The organism is Bradyrhizobium lablabi, assembly GCF_001440475.1.
In the GTDB taxonomy this organism is placed as follows: domain Bacteria; phylum Pseudomonadota; class Alphaproteobacteria; order Rhizobiales; family Xanthobacteraceae; genus Bradyrhizobium; species Bradyrhizobium lablabi.
In genome coordinates this window covers 33,343-49,646 of record NZ_LLYB01000060.1, presented here as the reverse complement: position 1 = coordinate 49,646, position 16,304 = coordinate 33,343, and the positions used below count along the sequence as shown (strand labels likewise).

The following is a 16,304-nucleotide window of genomic DNA, read 5'->3' as shown; positions in this document are numbered from 1 at the left end:
TCCACCCTCTCCCACAAGGGGAGAGGGGGACGAAACGCATCACGTCGCCGCCGTAGTCACGCCGCCATCCACCACAATGGTCTGGCCGGTCATGAACGTCGACGCGTCGGACGCCAGATAGGCCACTGCACCGGCGATTTCGTCGGGCTCGCCGATGCGGCGCAGCGGCGTGCCTGATGTGCGGCGCTTGAGGTTTTCGGGGTCTTCCCACAGCGCGCGGGCGAAATCGGTTTTGACGAGGCCCGGCGCCACGCAATTGACGCGGACGCCCTTCGGGCCCCATTCGCCGGCGAGGCTGCGGCAGAGCGCGAAATCGGCTGCTTTCGAAATGCCGTAGGCGCCGATCACGGTGGAACCGCGCATGCCCCCGATGGAAGAGATGATCACCACCGAGCCGTTGCCGCGCTCCGCCATCTGCGGGATCGCCAGTGCGCAGAGCCAGATGTTGCTCTTGACGTTGGAGCCCATGATCTTGTCGAAGGCCTCGTCCTTGATGTCGAGCAGCGGGCCGTAATACGGGTTCACCGCGGCGTTGCAGACGAGGATGTCGACCTTGCCGTAATGCTTCGTGGTGCCTGCGACCAGCGCCTCGACTTCCTGGCGGCGGGAGATGTTGCAGGGAATGACATGGGCGTCGCCGCCGGCCTTTTTGATGCCTTCGGCCACTTCGTGGCAGGCGTCGGCCTTGCGGCTGGAGATCACGACCTTGGCGCCGAGCTTGGCCAGCAGTTCGGCGGATGAACGGCCGATGCCGCGGCTGGAGCCGGTGATGATGGCGACTTTTCCGGTGAGATCGAACGGGGTGTTTTTCATTGTTGTTGCCTCCCTGTTATCTGTCTCTCGTCACAACGACTCGTCATGCCCGGGCTTGACCCGGGCATCCATCTTTTCGAAGGGCGATGGATTGCCGGTTCAAGCCCGGCAATGACAGTTGAAACTACACTAGCCCGCCTGCATCGGTGACGCGGCGGAGGTGGTAGTCGGTGTCGCCAAACGTATTCTCAATCATGGTCAGCCGCTTGAAATAGTGGCCGATCTTGGCTTCCTGGGTCATGCCGATGCCGCCGTGGAGCTGGATCGACTGCTGGCCGATGAACTTGCCTGATTTGCCGATCTGCACCTTGGCGGCGGCGACCGCGGTCGCGCGCTCCTTGGCGCTGTCGAAATCGGCCGCCATGGTCGCGAACATCGACATGCTGCGGGCCTGCTCCAGCGCCACGAACATATCGGCGGCGCGGTGCTGCAGCGTCTGGAAGGTGCCGATCGCAACGCCGAACTGCTTTCGCGTCTTGAGATATTCGACGGTCGACTTCAGCGATTCGTCCATCGCGCCGACAGCCTCTGCGCACATCGCGGTGCGGGCTTCGTCCACCACGCGCTCGATCAGCGCCAGGCCGTTCTCGGGATCGCCGATCGGAGCATCTGCGCCGACCTCGACGCCAGTGAAGGTGATGTCGGCCGCATGCAGGCCGTCCTGGGTCGGATAGCCCTTGCGGGTGACACCCTTGGCACTGGCCGGCACCAGGAACACGCCGATGCCGGTCTTGTCCTGCCGGCCACCCTTGGTGCGCGCGGTGACGATCAGGGTGTCGGCGTTCTCGCCGTTGAGCACGACGAACTTTTCGCCGTCGATCACCCACCCCGAACCCTTCTTGGCAGTGGTGGAGACATCGGCGAGGTCATAGCGCGAGTTCTTCTCGAGCTGCGCAAAGGCAAACGTCTTGCTCCCGTCGATGATGCCGGGGATGTGCGCGGCCTTCTGCTCGGCCGAGCCGCCATGGCGCAGGAAGCCGCCGCCGATCACGACGGTCGCCAGATACGGCTCCAGCACCAGCGCCTTGCCGAGCGCCTCCATCACGATCATGGTCTCGACCGCGCCGGCGCCGAAGCCGCCATCCGCTTCCGCGAACGGCAGGCCAAGCAGGCCCTGCTCGGCGAGCTTGCCCCAGACGGCCTTGCTCCAGCCGCCCTTTTCCTTCTGGTACTTCTTGCGCGCATCGAAATCGTAGGAGTCGGTCAACAGACCGTCGATGCTTTCCTTGAGAAGGCGCTGCTCCTCGGACAAATCAAAATCCATGTTCGTTACTCTCTCCAGAATTCAATTCGGGCAACGCCGTTGCCGCGCTCTCGATTGTCATCCCCGCGAATGCGGGGATCCAGTAATCGCAGGCGCCTGCCGTAAGCCCGACCGCCGCGGCGTACTGGGTCCCCCGCCTTCGCGGGGGACGACAAGCGTTCTTGTGGCTAAAGCCCCAGCACCGCCTTGGTGATGATGTTGCGCTGGATCTCGTTGGAGCCGCCGTAGATCGAAACCTTGCGGTTGTTGAAGTAGCTCGGCGCGATCTGGGCGGTCCAGTCCATGGTCTCGTTGGAGCCGTCGTCGCCATGCACGTCATAAGGTGCGGCGAACGGGCCGATCACTTCCATCAGAAGCTCGGTGGTGGTCTGCTGGATTTCCGAGCCCTTGATCTTCAGCACCGAAGACGCCGGATTGGGCTTGCCCTTGCCATGCTTGCCCTCATCGGCGACGACGCGGAGCTGGGTCAGTTCGAGCGCCTTGAGCTCGATTTCGCAAGCGGCGAGCTTCTCGCGGAAGCCCTGATCCTCGATCACCGGCTTGCCGTTCTGTTCGACCTTGGAGGCGAGATCCTTGATGCGGCGCAGCCGCTCCTTGGAGACGCCGACGCGGGCGATGCCGGTGCGCTCATTGCCGAGCAGGAACTTTGCGTAGTCCCAGCCCTTGTTCTCCTCGCCGATCAGATTCTCGACCGGCACCTCGACGTCGTCGAAGAACACTTCGTTGACCTCATGGCCGCCGTCGATGGTCTCGATCGGGCGCACGGTGACGCCCTTCGACTTCATGTCGAAGACGATGAAGGAGATGCCCATCTGCTTCTTCGCATTGGTGTCGGTGCGGCAGAGGCAGAAGATCATGTCGGCGTGCTGGGCGAGCGTCGTCCAGGTCTTCTGGCCGTTGATGATGTACTTGTCGCCCTTGCGCTCGGCCTTGGTTTTCAGCGAGGCGAGGTCCGATCCCGAGCCGGGCTCGGAGAAGCCCTGGCACCACCAGTCGTCGACATTGGCGATGCGCGGCAGGTACTGCTGCTTCTGCTTCTCGTTGCCGAAGGTGTAGATGACCGGGCCGACCATGCTGACGCCGAAGGCGAGCGGCGCCGGCGCCGGATGCATCTGCAGCTCTTCGTTGAAGATGTAGTGCTGCACCGAGGTCCAGCCCGTGCCGCCATATTCCTTCGGCCAGTGCGAGACGCCCCAACCCTTCTTGTTGAGAATGCGCCACCAGGCGATCATCTCGTCCTTGGAGAGATGACGGCCCTCGACCATCTTGCGCCGCGTCTCCGGCGGCACTTTGTCCCGGAAGAAGGCCCTTACTTCTTCACGAAACGCGATTTCTTCCTTGCTGAAAGCGAGATCCATCGGATCCTCCTGTGAGCGAATGAACTTACTTGTCTCTCATTGTCGTTCCGGCGAAGGCCCGGACCCATAACCACCGAACTCTGCTATTGCGAAAGCCGTCTTCCATTGCGCCTCGAGCAAAGCCGCAGCGTATGGGTCCCGGCCTTCGCCGGGACGACAGCGGGGTTAGGAGCGGCCTCCTGTTGCGAATTGTTGTCTCTGAGCGCCTTGCGGCTGCGATTGCTGCATACGCAATTCGTGGCGCGAAAGTTTGCCGACCGGCGTGCGCGGCAGTTCGTCGACGAAATCGACGGCCGCCGGCAGTTCATGCTTGCCGAGCTTACCGGTGAGGAAGGCCCGCAGTTCATCCTGCGTGAACGGTTTTGCGCCGTCGCGCAGTTTGATGAAGGCCTTCGCCGCCTCGCCACGGTAATCATCGGGAATGCCGATCACGATCACTTCCTGCACCGAAGGATGGGTGTAGATCGCCTGCTCGATCATCTGCGGATAGACGTTGAAGCCGCCGGAGATGATCATGTCCTTCTTGCGGTCGACCAGGTAAAAATAGCCGTCGGCGTCCATGTAGCCGATGTCACCGGTGAGGAAGCGGTCGCCGACAAAAGCCTCCGCGGTTTCCTTCGGCCGGTTCCAGTAACCCTTGGTAACGTTCGGGCCGCGGATGCGGATTTCGCCGGTCTCGCCAACCGCCATCAATTTGGTCGGATCCTCCAGCGACACCACGTCCATCTCGATGCCGGGCAGCATCAGGCCGATCGAGCCGGGCTTGTCAGGCCCTTCCTTCGGGTGTGCGGTGCCGGGCGAGCAGGTTTCGGTCATGCCCCAGCCGCTCTTCAGCTTCATGCCGACCCTGTGCTCCAGGATCCGCGCGACTTCAACCGGCAGCGGCGCGCCACCGGAGCCAACGCTGACCAGCGAGGACAGATCGCGCTTGTCGAGGTCCGGCAAGGCGGCGATCGCGATCCACATCGTGGGCACGCCGGGGAACGCCGTCGCGCGCTTCACTTCGATGTCGCGCATCACGGCCTCGACATCGAAACGTTGATGCAGCGAAATCAGATTGCCGCGCCGGATCGACGACAGCAGCACCACCGTCAGCGCGTAGATGTGAAACAGCGGCAGCACGCAGATCACGCGCTCGATCGCATTGCGCTCGTCGCGCGACGGCCTGCCCCAGACGTCGTAGACCGACACCGCCGAGGTCAGATTGCCGTGGCTCAGCATCGCGCCCTTCGGCAGGCCGGTGGTGCCGCCGGTGTATTGCAGCAGGGCAACGTCATCGGCCGAGATCGGCGGCCACTGCCCGGGCTTTTCAGCGCCAACGACAAATTGCCTGTAGGTGATGATCTTCGGATTGTCAGGCAGCGCGGTCTGCGGCGTGCCGACCTTGCCCCAATGATCGTCCTCGCAAACGATCAGGCGATCGAGCAAACCCTTGTCGAGGAATTTCAGCGCGGTCGGCAAGAGCGCCGACAGATTGCTGGTGACCAGCACGCGCGCACCGGAATCGGTGAGCTTGTGCGACAGCGCGATCTCGCCGTCGAGCGGGCTGAGATGCACGACACGGGCGCCGGCCTTCAGCGCGCCGAAGAAATTGACGGGATGATCGGGCGAGTTGCCGAGGAACAGCGCGACCGAGCTGTTCTTGCCGTAACCGGCGCGGAGAAAGGCGCTGGCCGCGGTTTCCACCAGCGCCTCGAGTTCGCTGTAGCTGATCGGCCGATCACGGAATTCCAGCGCGGGCCGCGCGGCGAACTCGGCGGCCGCATCCGACAACAGATCCGGCAGCGTGCCGCGCGCGATCGCGTCGTCCCAGCGGACGCCTTGCGGATAGAATTGTTCGCCGGGATGGGTCATGCGCGGTTAGGCGATTGGTGAGGTGAGCACGGAACGAACGGCTCGGGCAGTCCCGATGCGGCTACCCCCTCCTTAGCCCTCCCCCGCAAGGGGGGAGGGAACGGAGAGAGTGTGCCGATCGTCGCCATCAAGCCGCTTTCGACTGCGCCAGCGACGCAAACGTCTTGCCTTCCGCGGCGAGGCGCTTGAGCAGCGGCGCCGGTTCGAGCGAGGGATCGTTGGTCTCCTTGGCGTAATAGGAGAGACGATCGGCGATGTGCTTCAGCCCGACCTGGTCGGCATAGAACATCGGGCCGCCGCGATAGATCGGCCAGCCGTAGCCGTAGAGCCAGATCACGTCGATGTCGCTCGGCCGCGCCGCAATGCCCTCTTCGAGGATGCGGGCACCCTCGTTGATCATCGGGTACATCATGCGCTCGAGGATTTCGTCGTCGCTGACGACACGCTTCTTGCGCCCCAGACGCTGCAGCGTCTCGTCGATCAGCTTCTCGACCTCGGGATCCGGCAGCGCCGCGCGCGAGCCGGCTTCATATTTGTAGTAGCCCTTGCCGGTCTTCTGGCCGAAACGTCCGGCTTCGCACAGCGCGTCGGCGATTTCCGACTTGATGCCGCGGTCTTTGCGCGAACGCCAGCCGATATCGAGGCCGGCGAGATCGCTCATCGCGAACGGGCCCATCGGCATGCCGAACTTGGTCACGACGGCGTCGACCTGCTGCGGCAATGCGCCTTCGAACAGGAGCTTTTCCGACTGCTTGCCGCGCTGTGCCAGCATGCGGTTACCGACAAAGCCGTCGCAGACGCCGACCACGGCCGGCACCTTTGCGATCTTGCGCGCGATCGACACCGCGGTGGTCAGCGCATCCGGCGCGGTCTTGTCGGCGCGCACGATCTCGCACAGCTTCATGACGTTGGCCGGCGAGAAGAAGTGCATGCCGAGCACGTCCTGCGGGCGTTTTGTCACTTTCGCGATTTCGTCGATGTTCAGATACGACGTATTGCTGGCCAGCACCGCGCCCGGCTTGGCGTGCTTGTCGAGCGCCTCGAACACTTCCTTCTTCACCGCCATGGTTTCGAACACGGCTTCGATCACCAGGTCAGCGTCCTTGACGTTCTCCAGACCGACCTTGCCGTCGATCAGGCCCATGCGCTTGGCCGGGGCATCGGCCGGAATGCCGCCACGGGCGGCAGTCGCCTCGTAGTTCTTCTGCATCACGCCCAAGCCGCGCTTGAGCTGCTCTTCGCCGGTCTCGATCAACGTCACCGGGATACCGGCATTGGCGAACGACATCGCGATGCCGCCGCCCATGGTGCCGGCGCCGATGATGGCAACGCGCGAAACGTTGCGCGCCTTCGTTCCTTCCGGAACCCCGGCGATCTTGGCCGCCTCGCGCTCCGAGAAGAAGGCGTAGCGCTGTGCCTTGGACTGATCGCTCGACACCAGCTTGAGAAAACCTTCGCGCTCCTTCTTCAAACCTTCGTCGAACGGCAGCTCGATGGCGGCGCGCACGGCGTCTGCCGCCGCAAACGGCGCTTCCAACCCGCGCGCCTTCTTGGTCAAGGCAGCGACCGCGTTGGTAAAGATCGAAATGTCAGCCTTGGCGGCCGCCAGCTTGCTGTCGTCATCGCGCAGCTTGCGCAGCGGACGCTTCTCCGCCAGCACCTTGCGGGCGAAGGCCTCGCCACCCGATGCCGGCCCCTCGACGATTTCCTCGATCAGGCCGTTCTTGAGCGCATCCGCCGCGCTGATCGGATCGCCGCTGACGATCATCTTGACCGCGAGTTCGGGGCCTACCGCGCGCGGCAGCCGCTGGGTGCCGCCGGCGCCCGGCAGCAGGCCGAGCTTTACCTCGGGCAGGCCGAGCCTGGCTTCCTTGACCGCGACGCGATAGTGGCATGCCAGCGCAACTTCGAGGCCGCCGCCGAGCGCCGTGCCGTGGATGGCGGCGATGATCGGCTTCGGCGACTTCTCCATCAGCTCCAGCACCTCGGCGAGGCCCGGAGACTTCGGCGGCTTGCCGAATTCAGTGATGTCGGCGCCGGCGATGAAGGTGCGGCCGGCGCAGGTAAGCACGATTGCCTTCACTTCGGCATCGGCGATCGCGCTTTTCATGCATTCGAAAATACCGCCGCGCACGGCGGCGCTGAGCGCGTTTACCGGAGGACTGTCAACCGTGACGAGGGCGATGACGTCATGACGCTCGAGTTTTACCACTTCGCTCACGGGACTCTCCCTTGGATCGCTTGTTCTTGGATGCCACCAACTTGCGTTAAGTGGCTACGGTTTTCATCAATTTCGCACTGCGAAATTTAATTCCACATCTTGACAGGGAGGGTTATTTTGAAGCACGTCCGTTGTCAACGAGCTCATCAGCAGCAGTAGCGGGTAATGAAGCGTCCAGGGAAGAAAGTGGCGACTGATCGCAGCTTCGTCGTCGCACTCTCCCGCGGACTGGATGTGTTGCGCGCATTTCATCCCAACGACGGACTTCTGGGCAATCAAGAACTTGCCGCCCGTACTAATTTGCCGAAGCCAACCATTTCCCGGCTGACCTACACCCTGACCAAGCTCGGTTATCTTACACCCGTTCCGCGCTTCGAGAAGTATCAGCTCGCGCCATCAGCCATGGCGCTGGGGTATGCCGCGCTCGCCAATCTCGGCGTTCGGCATTTGTCCGAGCCTTATCGCGAAGCGTTGATGCGCGAGACCGGCGGCGCCGTCGCGGTCGGCGGGCGCGACCGTCACAGCATGATCTATTTCGGGCAGAGCCGCACCGGGCTGCTCGGTGTGCAGCTTGACGTCGGCTCGCACGTACCGATCGCGACCACCGCGATGGGACGCGCCTATATCTGGGCCCTGCCCGACGACGAACGCGCCTCGTTGTTGCGCGAACTGCGCGACCATTACGGCAATCGCTGGTCCAAAATGCGCGACGGCATCGAACGCGCGGGCGAAATGCTCGCGCGCCGCGGCTTCACCATCTCCGCCGGCGAATGGCAGGAAGACGTGCACGCGGTCGGCGTGCCGCTGAAGCTCAGCGACGGAACCGGACCGTACGCCTTCAATTGCGGCGCGCCCGCTTTCCGCTTCACGGAAGATCGCCTGGTCAACGACATTGGACCTCGCCTTGTCACGATGGTAAGGAACATCGAGACGGCGCTGGGCGGCGCAGCACCGCAATCCAAAAAAACAGAAAACAAGAAGCCCAAAGCAGGAGGAAAAGTTGCACGTTTGGCCGAGGGGATCAGATAGCGTTCACCGTGACCGGCGAAAAAATTCGCACGGCCATTCCCGCCCCGTGATCAGGGCGGGCGGGACGCGATGACGCAGGCACAGCTCGCGCAGGGCAATTCACCCCTGCTCGCGGTTCGCGACGTCAGTGTCGTGTTCGGCGGCATCATCGCGCTCAACGGCGTATCCTTTAACATGCACAAGGGAAATATCCTTGGGCTGATCGGACCGAACGGCGCCGGCAAGACGACACTGTTCAACTGTCTCTCCAGGCTCTATCAGCCATCCTCCGGCGATATCCTGATGGAAGGCGCGAGCATCCTGACGCGCCCGGCGCACAAGATCGCCGAGATCGGCATCGGCCGCACCTTCCAGAACGTCGCGCTGTTTCCCAACCTTTCGGTGCTCGACAATGTCCGCGTCGGCTGCCATTCGCGCACGTCGAGCGACATCATCTCGGACTCGCTGAAGCTCGCCTGGGTTCGCCGCAGCGAAGCCGACGTCAACAAGAAGGTCCACGAGATCCTCGCCTATCTCGATCTCGAGGAGGTCGGGCACACCGTGGTGTCGGGGCTGCCGTTCGGCACCCAGAAGCGTGTCGAGCTGGCGCGCGCGCTCGCCGCCGATCCGAAGATCCTGCTGCTTGACGAGCCCGCCGGCGGCCTCAACCACGAGGAAGTCTATGTGCTCGGCGATTTGATCAAGAAGCTTCGCGACGAGCGTCACCTCACCGTGCTGCTGGTCGAGCATCACATGGGTCTGGTGATGTCGATCGCCGATCACGTCGTCGCCCTCAACTTCGGCCGCAAGCTCGCCGAGGGAACGCCGGCCCAGGTCCAGGCCGACCCGGATGTCATCAAAGCCTATCTGGGGAGCAAGGACCAATGACCGCGATGCTCAACGTCAAGGACCTGCGCGCCTATTACGGTCAGGTCCAGGCTCTGCACGGCCTCACCTTTGCGCTCAACGAGGGTTCGCTGACCACGCTCTTGGGCGCCAACGGCGCCGGCAAGACCACCACCCTGCGGGCGATCTGCAACATGGTGCGCTCGACCGGCGCGATCGAGTTCGAGGGCAAGCCGCTTTCCGGCAAGTCCACCGAAAACGTCGTCCGGCTCGGCATTGCGCATGTGCCGCAGGGCCGCGGCACCTTCACCACCATGACGGTGGAGGAGAACCTGCAGCTCGGCGCCATCACCCGCACCGACAAGAAGAACATCGTCGCCGATATCGAGCGCATGTATGAGCACTTCCCGGTGCTCAAGGAGCGCCACACCCAGCAGGCCGGCACGCTGTCGGGCGGCGAGCAGCAGATGCTCGCGGTTGCCCGCGCGCTGATGCTGCGCCCGCGGCTGATGCTGCTGGACGAGCCGTCCTTTGGCCTGGCGCCGCTGATCGTGCGCGAGCTGTTCAAGATTCTCGGCAAGATCAACCGCGAGGACAAGGTCACGATCCTGGTGGTCGAGCAGAACGCGCAACTGGCGCTGGAGCTCGCCGACCAGGCCTATGTGATTGAAACCGGGAAGATAGTGATGTCGGGGAACGCGAAGGAAATCGCGAGCAACGAAGACGTCCGCAAATCCTATCTCGGCTACTGAGGAGCAGGACAATGGAGCTGTTTACCAACCAAGTCCTGGCCGGCATTGCCACGGGCGCGATCTACGCCTGCATGGCGCTTGCGGTGGTCATGATCTACCAGGCGATCGACCATCTGAATTTCGCCCAGGGCGAAATGGCGATGTTCTCGACCTTCATCTCCTGGCAATTGATGCAGTGGGGCGTGCCCTATTGGTGGTCGTTCGTGCTGACACTGGCGATCTCGTTCGCCGGCGGCATCATCATCGAGCGGCTGCTGTTCAAGCCGCTCGCCAAGGCGCCGGTGCTGACCAACGTCGCCGGCTTCATCGCGCTGTTTGCGATCGTCAACTCGGTGGCCGGCCTGATCTGGGATTTCACCATCAAGCAGTATCCGACCCCGTTCGGCTCCGCGCCGTTCCTCGGCAGCCAGTTGATCTCGACCCACCAGGCCGGGATGGTAGGCGTCACTCTCTTGATGCTGGTCGGGCTCTACATCTTCTTCCAGTTCACCCGGATCGGCCTTGCGATGCGCGCAGCGGCAGCGTTGCCGGAATCGGCGCGCCTGGTCGGCGTCAATACTTCCTGGATGATTGCGCTCGGCTGGGGCATGGCCTCTGCGATCGGCGCTGTCGCCGGTATCCTGATCGCACCAGTCGTGTTCCTCGAACCGAACATGATGGGCGGCGTTCTGGTTTACGGTTTTGCCGCAGCCGTGCTCGGCGGCCTTACCTCGCCGCTCGGCGCCGTCGTGGGCGGCTTCCTGGTCGGCGTCTTCGAGAACCTCGCCGGCACCTACATCCCCGGCGTGGGCAATGAACTGAAACTCCCGATCGCGCTTGCGCTGATCATCACCGTCCTGGTCTTCAAACCTGCCGGTCTCTTCGGCCGAGCCATCGTCAAGCGAGTCTGATCATGAGCGCCGCTGCAGAAGACACTGTTACAGAAGCCCCGGCCGTCGAGGCCGTTCCGAAGCGCGCCATGACGCTGGGCACCGGCACCTCGCTGGTGATCCTGGCCGCACTGCTCGTCACCCCGGTGTTCGTGAAGAACTTCGTCGTCTTCCAGATGACGATGGTCATGATCTACGGGATCGCGGTGCTGGCGCTCAACATCCTGACCGGCGGCAGCGGGCAATTCTCGCTCGGCCAGAGCGCGTTCTACGCGCTCGGCGCCTATACGTCGGCGGTCCTGATGGAAAACTTCAACGTGAATTACGCGTTGACGCTGCCGATCGCGGGGCTTGTCTCGTTCGGCGCCGGCTACCTGTTCGGCAAACCCGCGTTGCGGCTTTCCGGCATCTATCTGGCGCTAGCCACCTTCGCGCTGGCGGTCGCCATGCCGCAACTCCTGAAGCTGCATTTCCTCGAGCAGTGGACCGGCGGCGTGCAGGGCCTCACCGTCATGAAACCCGATGCGCCGTTCGGCCTGCCGATTGGACAGGACAAGTGGCTCTATTACTTCACGCTGGTGATCGCGCTGGCGATCTATATCGGGTCGGTCAACCTGCTGCGCTCACGCTCGGGCCGCGCCTTCATGTCGATCCGCGACAATGAGATCGCGGCCTCCGCCATGGGCGTCGACGTCGCCCAGTACAAGACGCTCGCCTTCGGCGTATCCGCGGCCATCACCGGTATCGCCGGCGGGCTCAGCGCCATCGTCGTGGCGTTCGTCGCGCCCGACAGCTACACGATCAACCTGGCGATCGCGCTATTCCTCGGCATGGTCGTGGGCGGCGTCGGCTGGCTACCGGGCTCGTTCGTCGGTGCGGCCTTCATCATCTTCGTGCCAAATATCGCGGAGAGCATCTCCAAGGGCCTCTCCGGCGCGGTGTTCGGCGTGCTCCTGTTCCTCGTCATCTTCCTCGTGCCGCACGGTGCAAGGCAGGTTGCGATTGTTGCGCAGCAGATGCTCGGCAATCTCAGGAAGAACTAAGAACCAAAAGAACGACCAACCAAAAAGAAGAAACTTAAGGAGCAACTATGCTTGCAACTCTACGGACTGCCGCCATCTCGGCGGCAGTCGGCGCTTTTCTTTGCACTTCCGGCGCCGCATTCGCGCAAAAGAAATACGACACCGGCGCGACCGATACCGAGATCAAGATCGGCCACATCGTCCCCTATAGCGGCCCCGCTTCGGCCTACGGCGTCATCGGCAAGACCGAAGAAGCCTACTTCAGGATGATCAACGAGAACGGCGGCATCAACGGCCGCAAGATCAAGTTCATCTCCTATGACGACGCCTACAGCCCGCCGAAGGCGGTCGAGCAGGTGCGCAGGCTGGTCGAGAGCGACGAGGCGCTGCTGGTGTTCAACGCGCTCGGCACGCCCTCCAACACCGCGATCCAGAAATACCTGAATGCCAAGAAGGTCCCCCAACTGTTCGTCGCCACCGGCGCCACCAAGTGGAACGACCCCAAGCACTTCCCATGGACCATCGGCTGGCAGCCGAGTTACCAGAGCGAGGGCCGCATCTACGCGAAATTCCTGCTGAAGGAAAAGCCGGATGCCAAGGTCGCCGTACTCTACCAGAACGACGATTTCGGCAAGGATTACCTCAAGGGCCTGAAGGACGGCCTGGAGGGCAAGGCGTCGATGATCATTGCCGAGGCCAGCTACGAGGTCTCGGAGCCGACGATTGACAGTCATGTCGTCAAGCTCAAGGCCTCCGGCGCCAACGTCCTGATCAGCATCACGACGCCAAAGTTCGCGGCGCAGACGATCAAGAAGGCCGCCGAGATCGACTGGAAGGCGCTGCAGATCGTCGCCAACGTCTCGGCTTCCGTCGGCAGCGTGCTCAAGCCCGCCGGCTTCGAGAACGCACAGGGGCTGCTGTCGGCGGCCTACGCCAAGGACGCCAGCGATCCGCAATGGCAAAGCGATCCCGGCATGCAGAAGTTCTTCGCCTTCCTCGACAAGTATTATCCGGAAGGCGACAGGCTCAACAGCTCCGTGGTCTATGGCTATGGTGCGGCACAGACTCTGGCGAAAATCCTGGAAATGTGCGGCGATGACCTGACACGCGCGAACATCATGAAGCAGGCCGCGAACCTGAAGGACTTCACGCCGGACACGCTGTTGCCCGGCGTCAAGATCAACACCTCGGCCACCGACTTTGCGCCAATCGAGCAGCTTCAGATGATGCGCTTTTCGGGCGAGAAGTGGGACCTGTTCGGCGAAGTGATCAACGGCGAACTCAGCCATTAACCAATATTCCGCCGGGCGGTAGTTTCCCGGGGATCAGACTAAATATCGCCCCCCGCGACACCGTCGCGGGGGGCTTTTTGTTGCTGGACGAAGCCGAAAGGTATTCAATGCAGTCAAGAGCCGCCAAGTGCTCCAATCAAAAACAATGACACAGTCATCGATCCCAGGGAGATCAAAAAATGCTCGCCATCAACTTGCGCTTGGGAGCCTTTTCGGCCGCCCTCGCATTGCTTGCTGCGACCAGCAGCGGCGCGCTTGCGCAGAAGAAATACGACACCGGCGCCACCGATACCGAAATCAAGATCGGCAACATCATGCCCTACAGCGGACCCGCTTCCGCCTACGGCGTGATCGGCAAGACCGAGGAAGCCTATTTCAGGAAGATCAACGCCGAGGGCGGCATCAACGGCCGCAAGATCAACTTCGTCAGTTATGACGATGCCTACTCTCCGCCGAAGACGGTGGAACAGGTGCGCAAGCTGGTCGAGAGCGATGAAGTCCTGCTCGTGTTCAATTCATTGGGCACCCCGCCGAATACCGCGATCCAGAAATATCTGAACTCGAAGAAGGTGCCGCAACTGTTCGTCGCGACCGGCGCCACCAAGTGGAACGATCCGAAAGACTTCCCGTGGACGATGGGCTGGCAGCCCAACTACCAGAGCGAGTCGCAGATCTATGCGAAGTACATTCTGAAGAACAACCCCAACGCCAAGATCGCGGTGCTCTATCAGAACGACGACTACGGCAAGGACTATCTGAAGGGCTTCAAGGACGGGCTCGGCACCAAGGCCGCATCGATGATCGTCATCGAGGAAAGCTACGAAGTCTCCGAACCGACCATCGATTCCCACATCGTCAAGATGAAGGCGACCGGGGCAGACGTCTTCTTCAATATCACCACGCCGAAATTCGCGGCGCAGGCGATCAAGAAGAACGCCGAGGTCGGCTGGAAGCCGCTGCACTTCCTCAACAACGTCTCGGGCTCGATCGGCAGCGTGATGAAGCCGGCCGGCTTCGAGAATGGACAGGACATCATCTCGTCGCAATACTTCAAGGATCCGACCGACGCGCAATGGAAGAACGACGCCGCGATGAAGGCATGGAACGAGTTCCTGGATAAGTATTATCCGGAAGCCAACCGGGCCGATGCGTCGGTGATGTACGCCTACATCGTCGCTCAAGGCCTGGTCCATGTGCTGAAGGCCTGCGGCGACGACCTGACCCGTGCAAACGTCATGAAGCAGGCGGCCAGCATCAAGGACCTCGAAGTCGGCGGCCTGCTGCCTGGTGTCAAGGTCAACACGTCGGCGACCGATTTTGCTCCGCTCTCGCAATTGCAATTGATAAGGTTCAAGGGCGAGACCTGGGAGCGCTTCGGCGAGATTCTCTCCGGCGACGTCGGCGGCTAGTAAGCCGGCACCGCCCGTCAAAGATGCAAGCCCTGCGGCTTTGCCGCAGGGCTTTTTGTTGTGAGGCTTCCAGCAAGATGCTAACCACGATGCCGTTAAAAGAGCTTCATTCAAGAGGCCTGACGGTACGTTTAATAAATCAAAAGGGAGAGACAGAAATGTCCACAATGAAAAAACTTGCGGTCGCTTCGGCCGCGTTTGGACTGCTCGCTGCATCGTCGAGCGGCGTTCTCGCACAGAAGAAATACGATCCCGGCGCCAGCGATACCGAGATCAAGATCGGCAACATCATGCCCTACAGCGGACCGGCTTCCGCCTATGGCGTGATCGGCAAGACCGAAGAAGCCTACTTCAAGAAGATCAACGCCGAGGGCGGCATCAACGGCCGCAAGATCAACTTCATCAGCTATGACGACGCCTATAGCCCGCCGAAGACGGTGGAGCAGGCACGCAAGCTGGTCGAGAGCGACGAAGTGCTGCTGGTCTTCAATCCGCTGGGCACGCCGCCGAATACGGCGATCCAGAAATATCTCAACAGCAAGAAGGTGCCGCAACTGTTCGTCGCCACCGGCGCCACCAAGTGGAACGACCCGAAGAACTTCCCCTGGACGATGGGCTGGCAGCCAAACTACCAGAGCGAAACCCAGATCTATGCGAAGTACATTCTGAAGGAGAAGCCGGACGCCAAGATCGGCATCCTCTACCAGAACGACGACTACGGTAAGGACTATCTGAAGGGCTTCAAGGACGGGCTCGGCGCCAAGGCGGCGTCGATGATCGTGCTGGAGGAAAGCTATGAAGTCTCCGAACCGACCATCGATTCCCACATCGTCAAGCTGAAGGCGACCGGCGCCGACGTGTTCATCAACATCACCACGCCGAAATTCGCGGCGCAGGCGATCAAGAAGAACGCCGAAATCGGCTGGAAGCCGCTGCACTTCCTCAACAACGTCTCGGCCTCGATCGGCAGCGTCATCAAGCCGGCCGGCATGGAGAACGCGCAGGACATCATCTCCTCGCAGTATCTGAAGGATCCGACGGATGCGCAGTGGAAGGACGACGCCGGGATGAAGGCGTGGAACGAGTTCCTGGACAAATACTATCCGGAAGCCAACCGCGCCGACGCCTCGGTGATGTTCGGCTACACCGTCGCGCAGGGCCTCGTGCATGTGCTGAAAGCCGCTGGCGACAACCTCACGCGCGAGAACGTGATGAAGCAGGCCGCCAGCATCAAGGACCTCGAACTCGGCGGGTTGCTGCCGGGCATCAAGGTCAATACCTCGGCGACCGACTTTGCCCCGATCTCGTCAGTGCAACTGATCAAGTTCAAGGGCGAGACCTGGGAGCGCTTTGGCGAAATCCTTTCGGGTGACGCTGGCGGCTAGTCTGGTCTCCAAAACCAACAACCGCATCAGGCCCCCTGCAGCACCGCCGCGGGGGGCCTTTTCGTGAGCCTTCTGCTATCGCCCGATCGGAAAAGCCGATTGGCCAGCCAAACCGCTTACACTTCGGCGGATCATGCGCTAGGTATCAGCCCGGCACCCCCAACAAGAAGCCGCAGCGCCTGTTTCCTCGGGCGCGAAAAAACAAGGAGCT

At 62.1% G+C, this 16,304-nt stretch carries 13 protein-coding genes; 8 read left to right on the top strand and 5 right to left on the bottom strand.

Translation table 11 applies throughout. From position 1 onward, the window contains the following. Nucleotides 1–39 precede the first annotated feature (39 nt). From CQ14_RS13105 to CQ14_RS13085, 5 genes are all read right to left on the bottom strand, one after another. Nucleotides 40–813, bottom strand: a complete 774-nt coding sequence (locus tag CQ14_RS13105; protein WP_057858303.1) for an SDR family NAD(P)-dependent oxidoreductase — start codon at nt 811–813, stop codon at nt 40–42. A 124-nt stretch (nt 814–937) separates the two neighbouring features. After that, nucleotides 938–2,077: a pimeloyl-CoA dehydrogenase small subunit gene (gene pimD, locus CQ14_RS13100; protein ID WP_057858302.1), complete on the bottom strand. Its 1,140-nt coding sequence runs from the start codon at nt 2,075–2,077 to the stop codon at nt 938–940. A 167-nt stretch (nt 2,078–2,244) separates the two neighbouring features. Next, nucleotides 2,245–3,435 carry a pimeloyl-CoA dehydrogenase large subunit gene (gene pimC / locus CQ14_RS13095; protein WP_057858301.1) on the bottom strand — a complete coding sequence of 397 codons (1,191 nt, stop codon included), beginning with the start codon at nt 3,433–3,435 and terminating at the stop codon, nt 2,245–2,247. Nucleotides 3,436–3,600: 165 nt separating this feature from the next. Then, nucleotides 3,601–5,289 (bottom strand): dicarboxylate--CoA ligase PimA, encoded by a 1,689-nt coding sequence (pimA, locus tag CQ14_RS13090; protein ID WP_057858300.1) that lies wholly within the window; start codon nt 5,287–5,289, stop codon nt 3,601–3,603. 127 nt (nt 5,290–5,416) lie between these two features. Next, the gene (locus CQ14_RS13085; RefSeq protein ID WP_057858299.1) at nt 5,417–7,510 is read right to left on the bottom strand and encodes a 3-hydroxyacyl-CoA dehydrogenase NAD-binding domain-containing protein; all 2,094 of its coding nucleotides are present in this window, start codon (nt 7,508–7,510) and stop codon (nt 5,417–5,419) included. Between the two features lie 165 nt (nt 7,511–7,675). On the opposite strand from CQ14_RS13085, the gene CQ14_RS13080 reads away from it, so the two are divergent. The 8 genes from CQ14_RS13080 to CQ14_RS13045 all read left to right on the top strand — a co-directional run bounded on the left by CQ14_RS13080 (nt 7,676) and on the right by CQ14_RS13045 (nt 16,093). Next, nucleotides 7,676–8,539: an IclR family transcriptional regulator gene (locus tag CQ14_RS13080; RefSeq protein ID WP_057858298.1), complete on the top strand. Its 864-nt coding sequence runs from the start codon at nt 7,676–7,678 to the stop codon at nt 8,537–8,539. 69 nt (nt 8,540–8,608) lie between these two features. Further along, complete coding sequence (locus tag CQ14_RS13075; protein ID WP_057858297.1) at nt 8,609–9,406, top strand: ABC transporter ATP-binding protein; 798 nt, start codon at nt 8,609–8,611, stop codon at nt 9,404–9,406. Next, on the top strand, nt 9,403–10,116 hold the full coding sequence (locus CQ14_RS13070) for an ABC transporter ATP-binding protein (RefSeq protein ID WP_057858296.1): 714 nt from the start codon (nt 9,403–9,405) through the stop codon (nt 10,114–10,116). The genes CQ14_RS13075 and CQ14_RS13070 overlap by 4 nt, the downstream gene beginning before the upstream one ends. An 11-nt stretch (nt 10,117–10,127) precedes the next feature. Continuing rightward, the gene (locus CQ14_RS13065) at nt 10,128–11,006 is read left to right on the top strand and encodes a branched-chain amino acid ABC transporter permease (RefSeq protein ID WP_057858295.1); all 879 of its coding nucleotides are present in this window, start codon (nt 10,128–10,130) and stop codon (nt 11,004–11,006) included. A gap of 2 nt (nt 11,007–11,008) precedes the next feature. Next, nucleotides 11,009–12,028 (top strand): branched-chain amino acid ABC transporter permease, encoded by a 1,020-nt coding sequence (locus CQ14_RS13060; RefSeq protein WP_057858294.1) that lies wholly within the window; start codon nt 11,009–11,011, stop codon nt 12,026–12,028. Between the two features lie 47 nt (nt 12,029–12,075). Beyond that, nucleotides 12,076–13,299 carry an ABC transporter substrate-binding protein gene (locus tag CQ14_RS13055; protein ID WP_057858293.1) on the top strand — a complete coding sequence of 408 codons (1,224 nt, stop codon included), beginning with the start codon at nt 12,076–12,078 and terminating at the stop codon, nt 13,297–13,299. Between the two features lie 179 nt (nt 13,300–13,478). After that, the gene (locus CQ14_RS13050) at nt 13,479–14,708 is read left to right on the top strand and encodes an ABC transporter substrate-binding protein (RefSeq protein ID WP_057858292.1); all 1,230 of its coding nucleotides are present in this window, start codon (nt 13,479–13,481) and stop codon (nt 14,706–14,708) included. A 158-nt stretch (nt 14,709–14,866) separates the two neighbouring features. Continuing rightward, the gene (locus tag CQ14_RS13045) at nt 14,867–16,093 is read left to right on the top strand and encodes an ABC transporter substrate-binding protein (protein WP_057858291.1); all 1,227 of its coding nucleotides are present in this window, start codon (nt 14,867–14,869) and stop codon (nt 16,091–16,093) included. The last annotated feature ends 211 nt before the right edge of the window (nt 16,094–16,304 follow it).